The sequence below is a fragment of the Buchnera aphidicola (Shivaphis celti) genome (assembly GCF_039349365.1).
In the GTDB taxonomy this organism is placed as follows: domain Bacteria; phylum Pseudomonadota; class Gammaproteobacteria; order Enterobacterales; family Enterobacteriaceae; genus Buchnera_L; species Buchnera_L aphidicola_AL.
In genome coordinates this window covers 116,072-133,575 of the sequence record NZ_CP134977.1, presented here as the reverse complement: position 1 = coordinate 133,575, position 17,504 = coordinate 116,072, and the positions used below count along the sequence as shown (strand labels likewise).

16 protein-coding genes are annotated in these 17,504 nt (G+C 22.5%); 3 read left to right on the top strand and 13 right to left on the bottom strand.

The window, feature by feature from the left end; genetic code table 11:
* Positions 1–1,131, top strand: coding sequence for a class Ia ribonucleoside-diphosphate reductase subunit beta (nrdB, locus tag RJT40_RS00615; protein WP_343182639.1), 1,131 nt, complete (start codon positions 1–3; stop codon positions 1,129–1,131).
* The gene (locus tag RJT40_RS00610) at positions 1,106–1,396 is read left to right on the top strand and encodes a 2Fe-2S iron-sulfur cluster-binding protein (protein WP_343182638.1); all 291 of its coding nucleotides are present in this window, start codon (positions 1,106–1,108) and stop codon (positions 1,394–1,396) included. The genes nrdB and RJT40_RS00610 overlap by 26 nt, the downstream gene beginning before the upstream one ends.
* A gap of 20 nt (positions 1,397–1,416) precedes the next feature.
* Here the strand turns inward: RJT40_RS00610 and pta are convergent, their stop codons facing one another.
* From pta to prfA, 4 genes are read right to left on the bottom strand one after another with little or no spacing between them, the layout of a single operon-like run.
* The gene (pta, locus tag RJT40_RS00605) at positions 1,417–3,531 is read right to left on the bottom strand and encodes a phosphate acetyltransferase (protein ID WP_343182637.1); all 2,115 of its coding nucleotides are present in this window, start codon (positions 3,529–3,531) and stop codon (positions 1,417–1,419) included.
* 52 nt (positions 3,532–3,583) lie between these two features.
* Positions 3,584–4,801: an acetate kinase gene (locus RJT40_RS00600; protein ID WP_343182636.1), complete on the bottom strand. Its 1,218-nt coding sequence runs from the start codon at positions 4,799–4,801 to the stop codon at positions 3,584–3,586.
* Between the two features lie 49 nt (positions 4,802–4,850).
* Positions 4,851–5,705: a peptide chain release factor N(5)-glutamine methyltransferase gene (gene prmC / locus RJT40_RS00595; protein ID WP_343182635.1), complete on the bottom strand. Its 855-nt coding sequence runs from the start codon at positions 5,703–5,705 to the stop codon at positions 4,851–4,853.
* A gap of 10 nt (positions 5,706–5,715) precedes the next feature.
* Positions 5,716–6,786, bottom strand: coding sequence for a peptide chain release factor 1 (gene prfA / locus RJT40_RS00590; protein ID WP_343182705.1), 1,071 nt, complete (start codon positions 6,784–6,786; stop codon positions 5,716–5,718).
* Between the two features lie 183 nt (positions 6,787–6,969).
* Between prfA and RJT40_RS00585 the strand changes: the two genes are divergently transcribed.
* Complete coding sequence (locus tag RJT40_RS00585; protein ID WP_343182634.1) at positions 6,970–7,950, top strand: ribose-phosphate pyrophosphokinase; 981 nt, start codon at positions 6,970–6,972, stop codon at positions 7,948–7,950.
* 13 nt (positions 7,951–7,963) lie between these two features.
* Here RJT40_RS00585 and folC read toward each other — a convergent pair whose 3' ends face one another.
* The 9 genes from folC to nuoH form a co-directional block, all read right to left on the bottom strand.
* Complete coding sequence (gene folC, locus RJT40_RS00580; RefSeq protein ID WP_343182633.1) at positions 7,964–9,238, bottom strand: bifunctional tetrahydrofolate synthase/dihydrofolate synthase; 1,275 nt, start codon at positions 9,236–9,238, stop codon at positions 7,964–7,966.
* A gap of 29 nt (positions 9,239–9,267) precedes the next feature.
* Entirely contained in the window at positions 9,268–10,227 is a 960-nt protein-coding gene (locus tag RJT40_RS00575; RefSeq protein ID WP_343182632.1) for a TerC family protein, read from the bottom strand.
* Between the two features lie 31 nt (positions 10,228–10,258).
* Positions 10,259–11,710 carry an NADH-quinone oxidoreductase subunit N gene (locus RJT40_RS00570; RefSeq protein ID WP_343182631.1) on the bottom strand — a complete coding sequence of 484 codons (1,452 nt, stop codon included), beginning with the start codon at positions 11,708–11,710 and terminating at the stop codon, positions 10,259–10,261.
* Positions 11,711–11,735: 25 nt separating this feature from the next.
* Positions 11,736–13,208, bottom strand: coding sequence for a complex I subunit 4 family protein (locus RJT40_RS00565; RefSeq protein WP_343182630.1), 1,473 nt, complete (start codon positions 13,206–13,208; stop codon positions 11,736–11,738).
* A gap of 99 nt (positions 13,209–13,307) precedes the next feature.
* Positions 13,308–15,146 carry an NADH-quinone oxidoreductase subunit L gene (locus RJT40_RS00560; protein ID WP_343182629.1) on the bottom strand — a complete coding sequence of 613 codons (1,839 nt, stop codon included), beginning with the start codon at positions 15,144–15,146 and terminating at the stop codon, positions 13,308–13,310.
* Positions 15,143–15,445, bottom strand: coding sequence for an NADH-quinone oxidoreductase subunit NuoK (gene nuoK, locus RJT40_RS00555; protein ID WP_343182628.1), 303 nt, complete (start codon positions 15,443–15,445; stop codon positions 15,143–15,145). The genes RJT40_RS00560 and nuoK overlap by 4 nt, the downstream gene beginning before the upstream one ends.
* 3 nt (positions 15,446–15,448) lie before the next feature.
* Positions 15,449–15,970 (bottom strand): NADH-quinone oxidoreductase subunit J, encoded by a 522-nt coding sequence (locus RJT40_RS00550; RefSeq protein WP_343182627.1) that lies wholly within the window; start codon positions 15,968–15,970, stop codon positions 15,449–15,451.
* 13 nt (positions 15,971–15,983) lie between these two features.
* Positions 15,984–16,514 (bottom strand): NADH-quinone oxidoreductase subunit NuoI, encoded by a 531-nt coding sequence (gene nuoI, locus RJT40_RS00545; protein WP_343182626.1) that lies wholly within the window; start codon positions 16,512–16,514, stop codon positions 15,984–15,986.
* 14 nt (positions 16,515–16,528) lie between these two features.
* Positions 16,529–17,500 (bottom strand): NADH-quinone oxidoreductase subunit NuoH, encoded by a 972-nt coding sequence (nuoH, locus tag RJT40_RS00540; RefSeq protein WP_343182625.1) that lies wholly within the window; start codon positions 17,498–17,500, stop codon positions 16,529–16,531.
* Between the last annotated feature and the right edge of the window lie 4 nt (positions 17,501–17,504).

The following is a 17,504-nucleotide window of genomic DNA, read 5'->3' as shown; positions in this document are numbered from 1 at the left end:
ATGTCATATACAATATTCTCTAAAAAACAAAATAATCAACTTACAGAACCAATGTTTTTTGGACAACCAGTAAATATTGTTCGATACGACCAACAAAAATATAAAATATTTGAACATTTAATAGAAAAACAATTATCTTTCTTTTGGAGACCAGAAGAAATTGATTTGTCCAAAGATCGCATTGATTTTAATAAATTAAAAGAAAATGAAAAACATATTTTTATTAGTAATTTAAAATATCAAATATTATTAGATTCTATTCAAGGAAGAAGTCCAAATATAGCATTTTTACCAATTATATCATTACCAGAATTAGAAACCTGGGTTGAAACTTGGTCTTTTTCAGAAACTATACATTCTAGGTCATATACTCATATTATTCGAAATATTACAAACGATCCAGCAAAAATATTTAACAACATTATACCAAATAAAAATATTTATGAAAGATCAAAAAATATATCTCAATATTATGACAAATTAATTAATATGACTCATGATTGGAATATATCAAAATGTAATAAAAATATTAATAAAAAATATGAAAAAAATTTAAAATTAAAAAAAATAAAAGAAGCATTATATTTATGTTTAATTAATGTCAATGTACTTGAAGCAATTCGTTTTTATGTCAGCTTTGCTTGCGCTTTTGCTTTTGCAGAACAAAAAATTATGGAAGGAAACGCAAAAATTATTCGACTCATTGCTCGAGATGAAGCATTGCATTTAACAGGTACACAAAGTATGATTGATATCCTAAAAAACCATGAAAATGATCCTGAAATGTTTAAAATAATAAAAAAATGTGAAAAAAAAGCTATTGATTTATTTAAAAAATCTGCAGAACAGGAAAAAAAATGGGCTAAATATTTATTCAAAAATGGACAAATTGTAGGTTTAAATGAAAAAATATTGTGCCAATATATAGAATATATTACAAATATTAGAATGAAAGCTATCGATTTGCCTCAAATATTTTCAAATATTTCCAATCCTATTCCATGGATAAATAATTGGTTAACTTCAGATCATATACAACCAGCACCACAAGAAGTAGAAATAAGCTCATATTTAACAAATCAAATTGACTGTGAAATTTCTAAAGATGAATTCAAAAACTTTAAATTATAAGAAAAAAAAATATTCTATAAATTTAATAAATAAAAACATAATATTAATAACAAAAAATGTAAATCGTTCATTATTAGAAATATTAGTTTCAAAAAACATTAATATACCCTACCAATGTCAAAATGGATTTTGTGGAACTTGTAAAATTCGACTTATACATGGTAAAATCAAATATTTTAAAAAAAATATATTTTCTTTTCATCAACAAAAATATATTTTTCCATGTTGTTGCACTCCAATGTACGATATTAGTATCATAATTTAAAATTATTATCATTACTGATATCATTTACTTTTAGATTGCATCGCTGTAATTGCAATTGTATAAATAATATCATATATTGTAGCTCCTCTAGACAAATCATTTACGGGTTTTAAAAAACCTTGTAAAATAGGACCAATAGAAATAATTTTTGAAGATTGTTGTACTGCTTTATAGGTAATATTTCCAGAATTTAAATCTGGGAAAATTAATATATTTGATTCACCATGCAAAGGAGAATGAGGAGACTTAACACTTGAAACAATTTGATTAACAGCAGCATCATATTGTATTGGACCATCTATAGTTAAATCAGGACGATATAATTTAACTAATTTCGTTGCTTGCAAAACCTTTTCCACTGGTTCTCCAGAACCAGAGTTGCCAGTAGAGTAAGAAAGCATAGCAATCTTTGGTTGAATATTAAACAAACGAACAAAATCAGCAGTAGAAATAGCAATTTGACACAATTGTTCTGCGTTAGGATTGATATTAATTGCGCAATCTCCATATATTAATACTCGATGACGAAATAACATAAAAAATATAGAAGAGGCTAACTGTAAACCATCTTTGTGACTTTTTTTTACTCCAATAATTTGCAACGCAGTACGTAAAACATCAGAAGTATTATATTGTATTCCACAAACAACACCATCCACTTCATTATCAAGTAACATTAAAGATCCTAATATCATACGATCCTTAACACATATTGCAGATTTTTCTCTTGTCATACCTCTTTTGCAACGTAAAATAAATAATTTTTCAATGTAATTTTGATATATTTCATTAGGATTAATAATAATAATTTTTTTCGATAAATGAATTTTATATTGTTGAGCAATTTCTTCTATTTTATTTTTATCACCTAACAATATACATTGCGCCATTCCTAAGTTAGACACCATATTTGCTGATTGAATAATTTTAGGATGATCACCTTCAGGTAATAAAATACGTTTACGCAGCTTGATAGATTCATTCATTAAATAATTTTTAAAATTTTCTGAATAGTAATTCGTGACGCTAAATTCACGGTATGAAGTATCTTTTTTTAAAATATCATGAATATTTCGATATGATGTAATATATTTTAATACAGAATCAACATGTTTCGAATTCTTTAAATAAAGGATAGAACGAACATTACTAATTTGTGATACTACTGTTTTAATAGATAATAATGTATAAAAAATTGTATGTAATAATTTTAAAGATTGAATTAAAATTTTTAATTTGTATAAATTGCAATAATTACATTCCGTTAATAAAAAAAAATTAAAATTTAATAAAAATAACTTACGTAAAAGCTCATTATGACAGATTTCAATAAATTGATTAAATGAAATAATACAACAAGAATCTTGATAGAAATTTTTTTTATTTAATAAAAACGAATTATGTAACACAAATGTTTTAATAATATTAATATCGTGATTTTTAAAAAAAACTTTTGCCTGAATAGATTTTAAAATAATAGAAACAGGATAATATATTAAATCTCTTTTCCAATTTAAATGAATTACTTTAGTAATTAATTTTTTATTCGCATAATTTTTTTTTTTATATTTTTTAAATAAAAATTTTTTTTGTGCAATATCTTGAAAATAATCTTTTATAGGAAAATGACAAAAATTATTAATTACTCCTAAAATATTTAAATCAGAAAATTTATTTAAATTTTCAGAAAAAATTCTTAAAAAGATATCATAATATGTATCTAAAGAATAAAAAACTAATTCTGCATGTATAATTTGTGCAAACTTTATATTCATTTCATGTATAAAAAAATTATTATTAATTACTTTCATTCCTTCAATAAATATAATATCGTACTTTTTTTTATACATTAAATATAATTGAAAATACTCTTCTAAAATTAATTTTTGAAGTACTTTTTCTGAAAAAAATAAATCAAAATCTTTATGAATTAAAGAAATACTGGGAATAAAAAAATATTTTTTTAAAAAAGACGCAGTATCTGTTCTCGAAATATATTTCTGTAAATATTTAGAATATAATTTTAAAAAAACAATCTTTTTTTTTTTCTTATTTAAGATATTGATCAAACTAATACTGATAGTAGTCAATCCAAAACTATCACCTACCGGAACTAACATAATAGTACGAGTCACAAAAATCCTAAAAATAAATATTAAATAATGACATTATACCTAATATAATTTTCTATACAATATTTTCTTTTAATAAATTAATTGTCTCATTCGCAATAACTAATTCTTCATTTGTAGGAATTACTATAATAGGAATAGAATTTTTGAAATGAATAAATCTCCATGAACCTGAAAATTTCATATTATTTAATTGATCATCTAATTTTAAATTTAATAATTTTAATCGTTTAACTGTTAATTCTCTTACCAAAGAAGAATTTTCCCCTATACCACCTGTAAAAACTAAAGCATCTAATTTTCCATCCAAAAGAGTAGTGTACGCACTAATATATTTTGATAATCGGTGACAAAATAAATTCACTGTTCTATATGAAGATTGTTCTAAAAGATATTTTTTCTCAATATAACGAAAATCACTCGTTATATTATCCATTAATCCTAAAAAACCAGATTTTTTATTTAATATTATTTCAATTTCTTTCATATTCATTTTTAAAATATTATACATAAAAAATATAATCGATGGATCTAAATCACCGCTTCTTGTACCCATCGCTAACCCTTCTAATGGTGTTAAACCCATAGAAGTATCTACAGCTTGACCATTACAAATAGCGGTAATAGAAGAACCACTTCCTAAATGACATGTAATAATATTTAAACAGTTTAAATTAATTTTCAAAATTTTTGATGTTTGATGTGTAACATACGAATGACTAATACCATGTGCTCCATAACGTCGAATATTATATTTTTTATAAAAATAATATGGTATAGCATATAAAAACGCATGTTCTGGAAGAGTATGATAAAAAGCAGTATCAAAAACAGCAACATTTTTATTAATTAAATTAGGAAAATATTGTAAAGAAAATTGAATTCCTAAAAAATTCATCGGATTATGTAACGGAGAAAATATAATATTCTTTTGAATTTCTTCCAAAACAGATTGATTAATAATAATTGATTTATTCAACTTCATACCTCCATGTACAACACGATGACCAATACATGTAATTTTTTTAATAATATTATTTTCATATATGGATAATATTTCCATAATATTTTTCAAAGCTTTATTATGTGTAATATAGTCTCTAAAAACGATATTTTTTTTCTTATTTTGATCATGCCAAACAATACATGAATTTGGTAAATACAAACGTTCAATAAAACCAAAAAAATACCTTTTATTATTTTCAACATTAATGACAGAAAACTTAATAGAAGAACTTCCACAATTTAACACTAGCACACCTTGATGTAACATAATATAAGTCTCTTAATAAATTATACAGTTAAATGATTAATATTGTATTTTACCAATATTTATTAGTTTTATAATTTTCACAAATATACTGACCTATAGTAAATCGATCATACTGAAAATAATCTTGATACGTTTGAATATTATAATAATTATTTATTTTAAATAATTGTTGAACAATATTTTTTTGCTGCCAACCATGTTCTATAAATAACCATCCTGTATTAAACAAATATTTTCTTGCATAAAAAATAATATGTTCAATATCACTAATACCATTTTTCCCAGAAACAAAAGCAGTATACGGTTCAAAAAATTTTCCCTGGTATAATGTATAATACTCTATTTTACTTAAATATGGAGGATTACTAACTATTAAATGAAATTTTTTTTTAATTTTAGAAAACCAATTACTTTTCTTAAAAATAACATTTTTTAATTTAAAACGATTTAAATTTTTTCTTGATACAAAGATTGCTTGATCATTATTATCTACTCCTAAAATATTACAATTTGGTAAATCATGCGCTAAAGATAAAGATATAGTTCCACAACCTGAACCCAAATCTAATATACAATTTTTTTTACAAGAAAAATCTATAACTTTTTCAACTAATAATTCTGTTTCCGGTCTTGGAATAAAAACCAAACTTGATATATAAAAAGATAATGACCAAAATTCTTTATTTTTAATAATATAAGCAATAGGTTCACCATAAATTCGACGATTTAAAAGCTTATTAAAAAGATTTATATGCATTTCATTTAATTGATAATTATCAAATAACTTTATCCAAACAAGTGATTTTTTTATAACAAAACTTAACAATATTTCTGCTTCTAATTGTGCTACTTTACATCCAGATAACAACCTTCTTGCATGTTTTAAACAATCAGAAATATACATTATTATTTTTTTATAATTTAAGATATTTATTAGTGTTATATTCTTGAATAATTGGTTCAATAAGAACATCTAAATTACCATTTAGTATATCATGTAAACAATATAATGTTAAATTAATACGATGATCAGTTATTCTATTTTTTGGAAAGTTATATGTACGATTTCTATCTGAACGATCACCTGTTCCTAATAAATTACGTCGAATAATAGACTCCTTTTGTTGTTTTTTTGCAAGTTCATTAGCTTGAATTCTAGAAGATAGAATTGATAATGCTCGTGCTTTATTTTTATGTTGTGACCGTTCATCTTGACATTCTACCACAGTTCCTGTAGGAATATGCGTAATTCGAATTGCAGAATCAGTAGTATTGACATGTTGTCCACCAGCTCCAGAAGAACGAAAAGTATCGATTTTTAAATCGTTATGACTAATAACAGTATTTTTAAAATCTTTAGAAACTGGAATGACCGCAACAGTACAAGTAGAAGTATGGATCCTGCCTTGAGATTCAGTTTTTGGAACACGTTGTACTCGATGCCCTCCAGATTCAAATTTTAGTCTCCCAAATACTCCAAAACTTGTAATTTTCATAATTATTTCTTTAAATCCACCTTTTTCACCTTCTTGAAAACTCATAATTTCTACTTTCCAATTTTTCATTTCAGCATATCGACCATACATTTTAAACAAATTTCCAGCAAAAATTGCAGCTTCATCACCACCAGTTGCTGCTCGTATTTCAATAAAAACATCTTTCATATCATTAGGATCAATAGGAATTAACATTTTTTTAATTTGATTCTCAAATGATAAAGATTTTTTTTTTAAAAAAATTAATTCCTCGTGAGCAATTTCTACCATTTCAACATCACATAACAACGATTTAGTTGATATAATATCTTGTTGATTTTTTTTCCATTTTAAATATAAATTTATTAAATATGATAATTCCAAATATTTTTTTGACAACCACTGAAATCTCTTTTGATGCAAAATAATTTTTTTATTTGATAATAATATTTCAATTTTTTTAAATTTTTTATACAATATTTCTAATTTGTCAATAATTTTATTCTTCAAATTCATATGTTCCTTCAAAAAAGTAATAAAATAAAATATAAAATTATTTTTTTTTTATAATATTATTAATAAAACGATACAATAGTTAAAATATATCACAAAATAATAAAAAACTATACAAACACAAATAATATATCATTCAAAAGATTAAAAAATTTTTAAATACATTACAAAGAGAGATTTATGTCAAATATGAAGATATTTTCTGGAAATTCTATACCAGAATTAGCAAAATTAGTCGCAAAAAAATTATATAGCAATTTAGGAAATGCAACTGTCAGTAAATTTAGTGATGGAGAAATTAGTGTAAAAATCAATGAAAACGTTAGAGGAGATGATATATTTATTATACAATCAACATGTTACCCCACAAACGATAACATCATGGAATTGGCGGTAATTACAGACGCGTTAAGAAGAGCATCAGCAGGAAGAATCACGGCAGTGATACCTTATTTTGGATATGCTAGGCAAGACCGTAGAGTACGATCTACTAGAGTACCAATAACAGCAAAAATTGTTGCAGATTTTTTATCTAATGTCGGTATCGATCGTATTTTAACTGTTGATTTACATGCCGAACAGATACAAGGATTTTTTGATGTTCCTGTAGATAATGTATTTGGTAGTTTTATTTTATTAGAAGACATGTTAAAATTAAAACTTGTAGATCCAATTATTGTTTCTCCAGATATCGGGGGAGTAGTAAGAGCAAGAGCTATAGCAAAGTTATTACATGACACTGATATGGCAATCATAGATAAAAGAAGACCAAAAAAAAATGTAGCACAAGTAATGAATATTATAGGAGATGTGTCAAATAGAGATTGTATTTTAGTAGATGATATGATTGATACAGGAGATACTCTATGCAAAGCAGCAAAAGCACTGAAAAAAAAAGGAGCCAATCAAGTATTAGCATATGCAACGCATCCTGTTTTTTCAGGAAATATTTTAAAAAATATAAAAAAAGATTATATTGATGAAATTATTGTTTGTGACACAATTCCTTTATCTCAAGTTATGAAAATACAAAAAAAAGTAAGAATATTAACATTGTCCGCTATGCTTGCAGAAGCTATTAGAAGAATTAGTAATGAAGAATCAATTTCTGCAATGTTTGAATATAAAAAATACACGAACATGTATAAGAAAAAAATATAAAAAATATAAATTTTTATGTAATAAATTTTTTAAAAAATATCATAGCTTCAGAAACTATATGAAATGATCCAAAAATTAAAATCACATCTTTTTGATGTGCGTGATTCAATAATTTACATAAAATATGTTGCATATTAGGAATATAGTTTGCATTATATGGCAAATATTTTTTTAAATTATAATAACTTGCAGTTTTTTCATGTAATAAAGTTTTATAATACCAGCAATCAATGATATCTTTAAAAGTAAAAATAGTATTTTTAACATCTTTAGTTGATAACATTCCAATTACCCCATATACTTTCTTACAAGAATGATTTATTAAAAACTGTTTTAATTTATTATACAAAAAAATAGCAGAATGAGGATTATGCGCTACATCTAAAATAATATATGGTCTTTTATGAATCACATCAAACCTACCCAATAAGTAAGAGAAACGAATTGTTTTTTGTAAAGCTCGGTCATTCATTTGAAATGGAGATACTCTTATAGCTGCTATTGCAAGGGCAATATTAAATATTGATATTTTACTATCAATAGGTAAGTGACTAATTACTCCTAAATGATCATAAAAGTTCCAAAAATTTTTATACTTAATCCAATTCCATTCATACTGAAATCTATACAAATATACTTCAAATTTATAAGATTGTTGATATACAGAGTAAGGTATATTACAGTCTCCAATAATCACCGGAATTTTTTTTCTAAAAATTCCTGATTTTTCATACCCTATCATATTTCTCGTCTTCCCTAATATACTAACGTGATCTAAAGCAATATTTGTAATTATTGCCATATCAGGATTAATAACATTAGTAGCATCTAATCTTCCTCCAAGACCTACTTCTAAAATTACGATATCTAGATAGTAATTTTTAAAAATCAATAATATGGATAAAGTAATAAACTCAAAATATGTCAAAAGGGTATCACCGCATATTATACTCACTAAATAAAAAACATGAATATAAATATTATCATTAGTAATATATTTTCCATTAATACGAACTCTTTCGTAATGATAAAAAAAATGCGGAGAAGTATATAATCCAACAGTATAACCTAATCTTAAAAAATATTGTTCTAAAATTTTACAGGTACTACCTTTCCCATTTGTTCCTGCAACAGTAATTACAAACGATGAAAATGGAAATAAATTTAATCTTTTTGCAATTAAAAATACTCGATCAATAGAATCATCAAAATCATTTAAACAATTTTTTTTAATAAAATTAAACCACTTTTTTAATAAATTACTTTCATTAAAAATATTTTTTTTCATATAAAATTTTTCTATTAAAAAAATTATTATCAAAATAATTGTAACAATTTCGTAATAACTACATTATACATTAAAAATAAAACCAAAATTAATACAACTACAATTAAATATATATTTTTTAATACATAAATATAATTTAACATAATAATTTTCATAGAAAGATACATAATTATTAAAGAAAAAAAACGTTTAACAAAATTATTTTTATATAATAAATTTGATAAAATAAAATACATAGAACGCAAAACTAAAATAGAAAAAATATTTGATGTAAAAACAACATAAAAATTACGAACAAAAGAAAAAATAATTGGTATACTGTCAATAGAAAAAATAATATCACTCATTTCAATCATTAATAATGCAACAAATAATGGAGTAAAATATAATACATTTTTTTTAAAAATAAAAAATTGATTTGAAGAAACAGAATCAGTCACTTTGATTAATTTCATAATTAAAAATAACAAAAAACTTTTTTTTACTGAATGATGATGATCATTTTTCAATACTAAAACTTCAAAACCAGAAAAAAATAATATAATTCCAAAAATCAAAACCAACCAATGCCACCGAAAAATAAAATAAGAACATAATATCATTACAATCATTCGTAAAAAAAATGCCATAAAAGTACCATACATTAATATTCTTTTTTGATACTGAATAGGAATTGAAAAATGTTCAAATATAATAAACCATATCAAAATATTATCTAATGATAATATTTGTTCAATCCCATATGCAAAAAAAAAATTTGTAAAACGAACATTGGCAACAGTAATATTAAAAAAAAATAAATCATAAATCCATATCATTAAACTAAATAAAATACTTGATATTAACCAAACAAAAAATAATATAACAGATCTTTTAAATAAATTAAATTTAAAAAAATATCTCTTATATAAAAAATTATAAATTATTATTGTAAATATAATAATTAAAAAAAACATCACCCATGGAATAAAAGAAATAATAGCATTCAAAATAAAATACCTATAAATATTTAAATAATCATTATATATAATTAAACTGTATAATTTTAAATAAAATTTGTGGAAATATTCCAAGAACCAAAATGACAATACTTATCAAAAAAACAAAAAATTCTAATAATGAATAAGATACATGACCTCTTTTTGTCAGAAAACGCTTTTTATAATTAAAATAAATACAAATCGTTTTCAAATAATAACATACACTTACAGCAGATTGTATTAATACAATAAAATTAAAAAAATAAAAATTTTTATTCATTCCTATTAATATAACTAATATTTTCGCAATAAAACCTAATGTAAATGGAAATGATAAAAAAGATAATATAAAAATTATCATCGAAATATTTAAAAAATATTTATTCAATATAGAAGATTGGTATAAATAAAAGTCTTTAAATTGATAATTAAAATTAGGATTCATTAATTTAATTACACTTAGAATACTAAATATACCAATATTGCTCATAGAATAATTCATTAAATAAACAAAAGAAATAAAAATAGATAAATTATATTTTTTAACAATTAACAACGTCACTAACAAATACCCCATATGTACTATAGAAGTATATCCAAAAAATTTCTTTATATTATCTTGAAAACATGCCATTATACTACCAAAAATAATAGATAATATAATCATCATCTTTATTAAAAAATATAATATATGTGACTGATGATATGGAAAAAACGAAAATATTTTTAATAATACAAAAAAAGAAGAAATTTTCATTACAGTAGTAGAATATATCAATAATATAGGATCAATATGTTTATAAACATTCGGCATCCAAAAATGAAAAGGAAATGCGGATAATTTAAAAAATAATGGAATCAGAAAAAATATCAAACCTAAAAATAGAATATTTCTATCACACACATTATTTATTAATAGAAAAATTTTAATACTATAAAAACTTAAATTACCACATATTAAATATATAATTACTATCCCAGATAACATTAATAAAGTCATGAAACTAGATAATATAATATATTTTAACATAGTTGATATTTTATTGCTCGATATAGAATACACCATTAATCCAAAAAAAGGCACTGACATTAATTCCATTCCAATTAGAACAGAAAAAAAATGATTCGAAACAACTAAAATCATAGATCCAAAAATAGAACATAAAATTAATAAAAAAAACTCCTCCTGGTAAAAAAAATATTTTTTTAAATAAAAGTATGATACACATAACATAAAAATTGTAGAAAAAAGAATTAAAAAAATATAAATCACAGAATAAAAATCAATATATAATAAAGAAGTAATATAAACTGGAATCACGTTACACACTAACGGTAATGTAGAAATCATAGAAATCAAAAATAAAATAGTAATATAAAAAACAAAAAAACAATTTCTATTTACGATTATTGAAATAAAAACTGAAAAAATACTTAATAATAAAATCAAGAATGGAGATAAGGAAAATATTTTTTTGACAGAAATTAACATATCAATATAAATCCTATAAATAAAGTTAGGTATTAAAAATATGTATCATTTTTATAATATATTTTGGAAATAACCCAAAGTATATAATTATAATAGATAAGGAAAATATTAAAAAAACTTCACAGTGATTTATTTGTGTTATTGTATTAATTTTCATATTTTTATATTTCCCATAAAATATCTTATGCAAAATATTTAATGAATAAATCACTGAAAATAGTAAACTGAAAATCAATATATATGCTATAGGAGGAGAATTAGAAAATATACTTAATAAAATTATTAGTTCTCCCACAAAACTTAAAGTTCCTGGAAAATTTAAGTTTACAAATAAAAAAAACAAAAATAAACTAGGAATCCACTTTATATGCGAATAAATACCACCAAAACGGTTAATATTTGTCGTTCTAAAATTAAAATAAATTTTACTAAAAAGTATAAACAACATTGAAGTTGATAAAGAATAGCATAAAATCTGAATTACTACACCATAAAAAGAAAAAATGTTCCCACAATACAAAGCCACTAATAAAAAACCCATATGAGATATTGAACTATAAGAAATAATTTTTTTAACATTTTTTTCAGAAAAAGCCATAACAGAACTATAAAAAATAGTTATTATACCTAAAAGAACTGCAACTGGGAAAAAAAAGTGTAATTCATGACGAAAAAAAATCATGTGAAATCGCAAAAATCCGTACAAAGCAACCTTAATCATCATTCCACAGATATCTATAGAACCATCAATTGGCAATTTACTATGTAAATTTGGAACCCAATTTTGAAAAGGAAAAATTGGCATTTTCACTGCAAAAGCAATAAAAAAACCAAGCATTACCAAATATTCATAAAAAATAGAAATAGGAATAGTAATTAATTGATTATAATCAAAAGTTAAATAATTGATATAATTATAACCATTGAAAACTAAAATTAAAATAGAAAACAGCATGCACATACTAGAAATTTGTGTATAAATTAAAAATTGATTCACAGTATCAATTTTTTCTTGTTTATTATATTCACTATTACCCCAAAAAATAACACAAAAATAGATCGGTATTAACATCATTTCCCAAAAACAAAAAAACAAAAACAAATCAGCTGATAAAAAAATACCAATAGCTCCTAAAAAAATAAACAAAAAATTTAAATAAAATAATCCTGGATTTTTTTTAGAAGAATATTTTGAAAAGAATATAGCTACCACACCTAATAAAGTAGATAAAATAATCATGATTAATGATAATCCATCTAACATAAGATGAAAATGAATACCTAAAAATGGTATCCATGCAACAATAAATTCCTCTTTAAAATAATACAAAGAGGAAGTACAGAAAAAATCTTTATAACAAAAAAAGATTGATAATAAAAATGTTAAAAACATAGAAAATAATGCATACAATTTTGCTAGTTGGTATTTTTTATTATCAAATAACCAGCAAAATATACCACCAAAAAATGGAATTAAAATAAATAAACACAAATTCATAATGCAAGTATCCTATTTTCAAAAAAAATCATTTATTATAAAATAAAATATTGTATATAATTTCTTAAAAAATAAAAATATCAATTTAATATAAATTTTTTAATGTATTACTATACAAAAAAATAAAATAATAATAGTTAAAAAAATAATATAAACACTAATTATACAATCTTCAAAATATAACAAATAAGAGTAAAATTTTTCAAAAATTAAAATTAAATATTTTGGTATAAAAGAAAAATAACTATATGAAAAAATTTTCACAATCATTAAATAAAATTCTAAAAATAATAAATTATATAGTTTTAAAAAATAGAAATGATTTAAAAAAATGTTCTTTAAAACATGAAAACATTTTTTTAGAAAAGTTTTTCTTATGAAATTTGTATTAATATAATATAAATAATATGTAAAATAAATTCCTAAAATAGTAAAGATACTGGAAAAAAATTCTATATAAAATTTATCATGATTATATATCACAGTAACGCAAGAAGAAAATAATAAAAATTTTGAAATTAGATAAGTATTAAGGTAAGTAGATAATATTGCTAAAATACTTAATGGAAAATATTGTACAAAAGAAATTGAAAAATTTTTTAAAAAAATATCAGACTTTGTATGAAATACTATAAAAATCAAACGAAAAATATAAATTGTTGTTAAAAAAGCAGAAACGATAGAAATAATAAATAAAAAAATATTATTTTGTTCATATAAAGCTAATAAAATAGCACCTTTACTATAGAAACCAGACGTTAAAATAGGAAAAGCAGATAATGCAGAACCAGAAATTAAAAAACATACGTATATAAATGGCATTTCTTTATACAACATATTTCCCATATAAAAAATATTTTTTTGATTATTACAATTCTTAATTAATACACCGGAAGATAAAAATAATAATGCTTTAAAAACAGCATGTGATAACAAATGTAATAAAGATGCATTCCAGGCTTTTACGCTTAATGCCAAAAAAATATATCCTAACTGACTCATTGTAGAATATGCAAGTATACGTTTAATATCAAATTGAAAAACAGCAGATAAACTAGATAATAACATGGTTATACTACCTACAACACCACATAAATATAAAATATGCGGAGTTAAACAAAATAAATCATGATTTCTTAAAATCAAATATATTCCTGCAGTGACCATAGTAGCTGCATGGATTAAAGCAGATACAGGTGTTGGTCCTACCATAGCTTCTGATAACCAAATTTGTAACGGGACTTGAGCAGATTTTCCTAATGCACCAAAAAATAAAAATAAATTAATAAAATTTAAAAAATAATTATATTTTATAAGATGTATTTTAATTAAAAATTGTATTTCATAAAAATTTACAGTATTAAAATTTTTATATAGTAATAATATTGCAGTAATAAGAAATAGATCTCCAATTTTAGTAATAACAAAAACTCGAAAAGCAGCATTATTAACATATGATTTTAAATAATAAAAATTAATTAGTGCATAAGAACAAAAACTTACTCCTTCCCATCCTGCATACATACTAATAAAATTATCAGATAAAACTAAAAAAAACATATTTGCTACAAAAAAATTTACTAATGAAAAAAAAACAACAGAATCATATCTTTTTTTCATATACCAAATAGAAAATATACATATTAGTAATGAAATACATGAAATCATTAATAAAAATATATGAGATAAATTATCTAATAAAAAACAAATATCTATACTAAAATTTTTTATTTTCAACCACGTCCATAATTTTTCTGAAAAAATATAATATATATGAGAAAAAAATAAATATTTTAAAAAAAAAACTATACATGTAGAAAAAAATATAGAACCAATGCCAAAAATATAAATTAATTTAACACCAATTTGTTCTTTAAAAAAAAATAAAAATAAAGAACTAAAAAATGGAAAAAAAAAGATTAAATAAAGTATATTCATTCATAAATCTCACGTAATTTATTAACATTTAAAGTATGTTTTTCTTGAATAATTTTTACTAGTAACATTAAACTAATGCTGGCTTCTATAGCAGCAATAGTAATTGAAAATATATATATCATTTGTCCATCACAATTGTTCCAAAATTTACTCACAAATACACTAAATAACATAATAGAATTCATCATAATCTCTAACCCAAGAAATAAAAATAATAAATTTTTATGTAAAATAATTGATGCTATTCCTAATAAAAACAAAAATATTGATAAAAAAAAAATATGAAATAAAGTAATCATGCATTATTTATCCTGTTTCTCATATATCAAGAAAGAAAAAATCGTATTATTTTTCCCTTTATATATCAAAGATATCACAATTAATACAGACAATAATAAAATTGAAATTAATTCAATAAATAAAATATATGGTTTAAAAAGATATAAACCCAATGCTTGCAAATTTTCTATCTTAAAAATAACATGTTTCGTATGTAAACAAAAAAATATTTTTAATAAAAACAACAATAAAAGAAACAAGATAAAAAATATAAAAAAAATATAATTTTTAAAATTATACATCTTTTTTTTCAAACTATAATTTAACATCATAATAATAAAAACAAATAATACTAAAATTGCTCCAGCATACACAATAACTTGTAAAGCAGCTATAAAAAAATTTCCTAATAAAAAAAAAATACAAGCAGTAGTTAAAATTGAAAAAAAAAAATAAAACAAAGCGTGCATTAAGTTATCTTGTACAACAGACAATATTGTAAATAAAATAGTAAAAAAAGATAAAAAATAAAAAATTAAATACATATCATAAAATTCCTTAAGGTAATAAATCTTTTACATTAACCGGTATAACATTTAAAAAATCGTTTTTTGATAATTTCACACCACATTTTTTATAAAAATTATAATTAGGATATTTTCCTACTCCAGAAATAGTTAATTCATTTTTTTTATATATTAAATCTTGTCGATTAAAATCACCTAACTCAAAATCAGGAGTTAATTGAATAGCATTAGTTGGACATGCCTCTTCACACAAACCGCAAAAAATACAACGAGAAAAATTAATATAAAATTCTTTGGCAAACCAACGACCTGAATTATCTTGTGATTTCTTAACAGATATACAACTAACGGGACATACCACAGAACATAAATTACAAGCAACACAACGATCTTTTCCATCAGGATCTTTGGTTAAAACAATTCTTCCACGATATCTAGGAGATAGATATATTTGATGCTCTGGATACAATAATGTTTCACGAGCTTCAAACATATGTTTCAAAGTAATAAAAACACTATATATTTGCGTGAAAACAAAATAAAAAAAATATTTAAAATTCATAATATATCCAAAAATTAAGTGATTAATACAATAAAAGCAGTAACTATTAAATTTAATAATGTTAACGGTAAACATATCACCCAACCAAAATACAAAATTTTATCATAACGCGGTCTAGGTAACGCAGCTCTTAACAAAATGAAAAAAATTAAAAAAAATAAAACTTTCAAAAAAAACCAAGTCATTCCTGAAAATAATGGGCCGTACCATCCACCGAAAAAAAATACAACAATTAAAGCAGAAACCACAATCATAGAAATATATTGACCAATAAAAAACATTCCAAATTTCATACCAGAATATTCAATATGATAACCATCCGCCAATTCTTGTTCAGATTCCGGTTGATCAAAAGGATGTCGATGACATAAAGCTAATCCAGCAATAAAAAAAGAAAAAAAACCAAAAAATTGTGGAATAATATTCCAAAGATGTTTCTGATCGTGCACAACATCAATTAAATTAAATGAATGAGACTGGACAACAACTCCCATTAAGGATAGTCCTAAAAAAATTTCATAAGTTAAAGTTTGAGCAACAGCACGAATTGCTCCTAATAAAGCATATTTATTATTACTAGACCAACCAGCAAATAAAATGGCATATATTGAAACTGCAGAAATCATCAAAAAAAATAAAATCCCTATATTTAAATTCATAATAACAATATTTTCATTTATAGGAATAATAGGAATAATGAATAAAAATGATAAAAAAGAAATAATAGGAGAAAAAATAAAAAAAATTTTTCTACTAAACGATGGTATACAATCCTCTTTAAACAACATCTTAATCATATCAGCAAATAACTGTAATATACCAAACCACCCAACACGATTAGGACCGTATCGATTTTGAAATAACGCTAATATTCTACGTTCTAAAAAACTTAACATAGCGCTAAAAAAAATTATTATGAAAACAAAAAGAAAAGATTGTATTAACAATTTTCCAAAATAAAAAAAATTTAAATAAAATATAAGCATAATA

Excerpts from the sequence above, each read along its gene's own strand:
- nuoI (WP_343182626.1), bottom strand. The coding sequence starts at position 16,514 with ATGAATTTTAAATATTTTTTTTATTTTGTTTTCACGCAAATATATAGT.
- RJT40_RS00600 (WP_343182636.1), bottom strand. The coding sequence starts at position 4,801 with ATGTTACATCAAGGTGTGCTAGTGTTAAATTGTGGAAGTTCTTCTATT.
- RJT40_RS00610 (WP_343182638.1), top strand. The coding sequence starts at position 1,106 with ATGAATTCAAAAACTTTAAATTATAAGAAAAAAAAATATTCTATAAAT.
- RJT40_RS00570 (WP_343182631.1), bottom strand. The coding sequence starts at position 11,710 with ATGTTAATTTCTGTCAAAAAAATATTTTCCTTATCTCCATTCTTGATT.
- nuoK (WP_343182628.1), bottom strand. The coding sequence starts at position 15,445 with ATGATTACTTTATTTCATATTTTTTTTTTATCAATATTTTTGTTTTTA.
- RJT40_RS00585 (WP_343182634.1), top strand. The coding sequence starts at position 6,970 with ATGTCAAATATGAAGATATTTTCTGGAAATTCTATACCAGAATTAGCA.
- prmC (WP_343182635.1), bottom strand. The coding sequence starts at position 5,705 with ATGTATATTTCTGATTGTTTAAAACATGCAAGAAGGTTGTTATCTGGA.
- RJT40_RS00560 (WP_343182629.1), bottom strand. The coding sequence starts at position 15,146 with ATGAATATACTTTATTTAATCTTTTTTTTTCCATTTTTTAGTTCTTTA.
- RJT40_RS00565 (WP_343182630.1), bottom strand. The coding sequence starts at position 13,208 with ATGAATTTGTGTTTATTTATTTTAATTCCATTTTTTGGTGGTATATTT.
- nuoH (WP_343182625.1), bottom strand. The coding sequence starts at position 17,500 with ATGCTTATATTTTATTTAAATTTTTTTTATTTTGGAAAATTGTTAATA.
- nrdB (WP_343182639.1), top strand. The coding sequence starts at position 1 with ATGTCATATACAATATTCTCTAAAAAACAAAATAATCAACTTACAGAA.
- RJT40_RS00550 (WP_343182627.1), bottom strand. The coding sequence starts at position 15,970 with ATGTATTTAATTTTTTATTTTTTATCTTTTTTTACTATTTTATTTACA.
- folC (WP_343182633.1), bottom strand. The coding sequence starts at position 9,238 with ATGAAAAAAAATATTTTTAATGAAAGTAATTTATTAAAAAAGTGGTTT.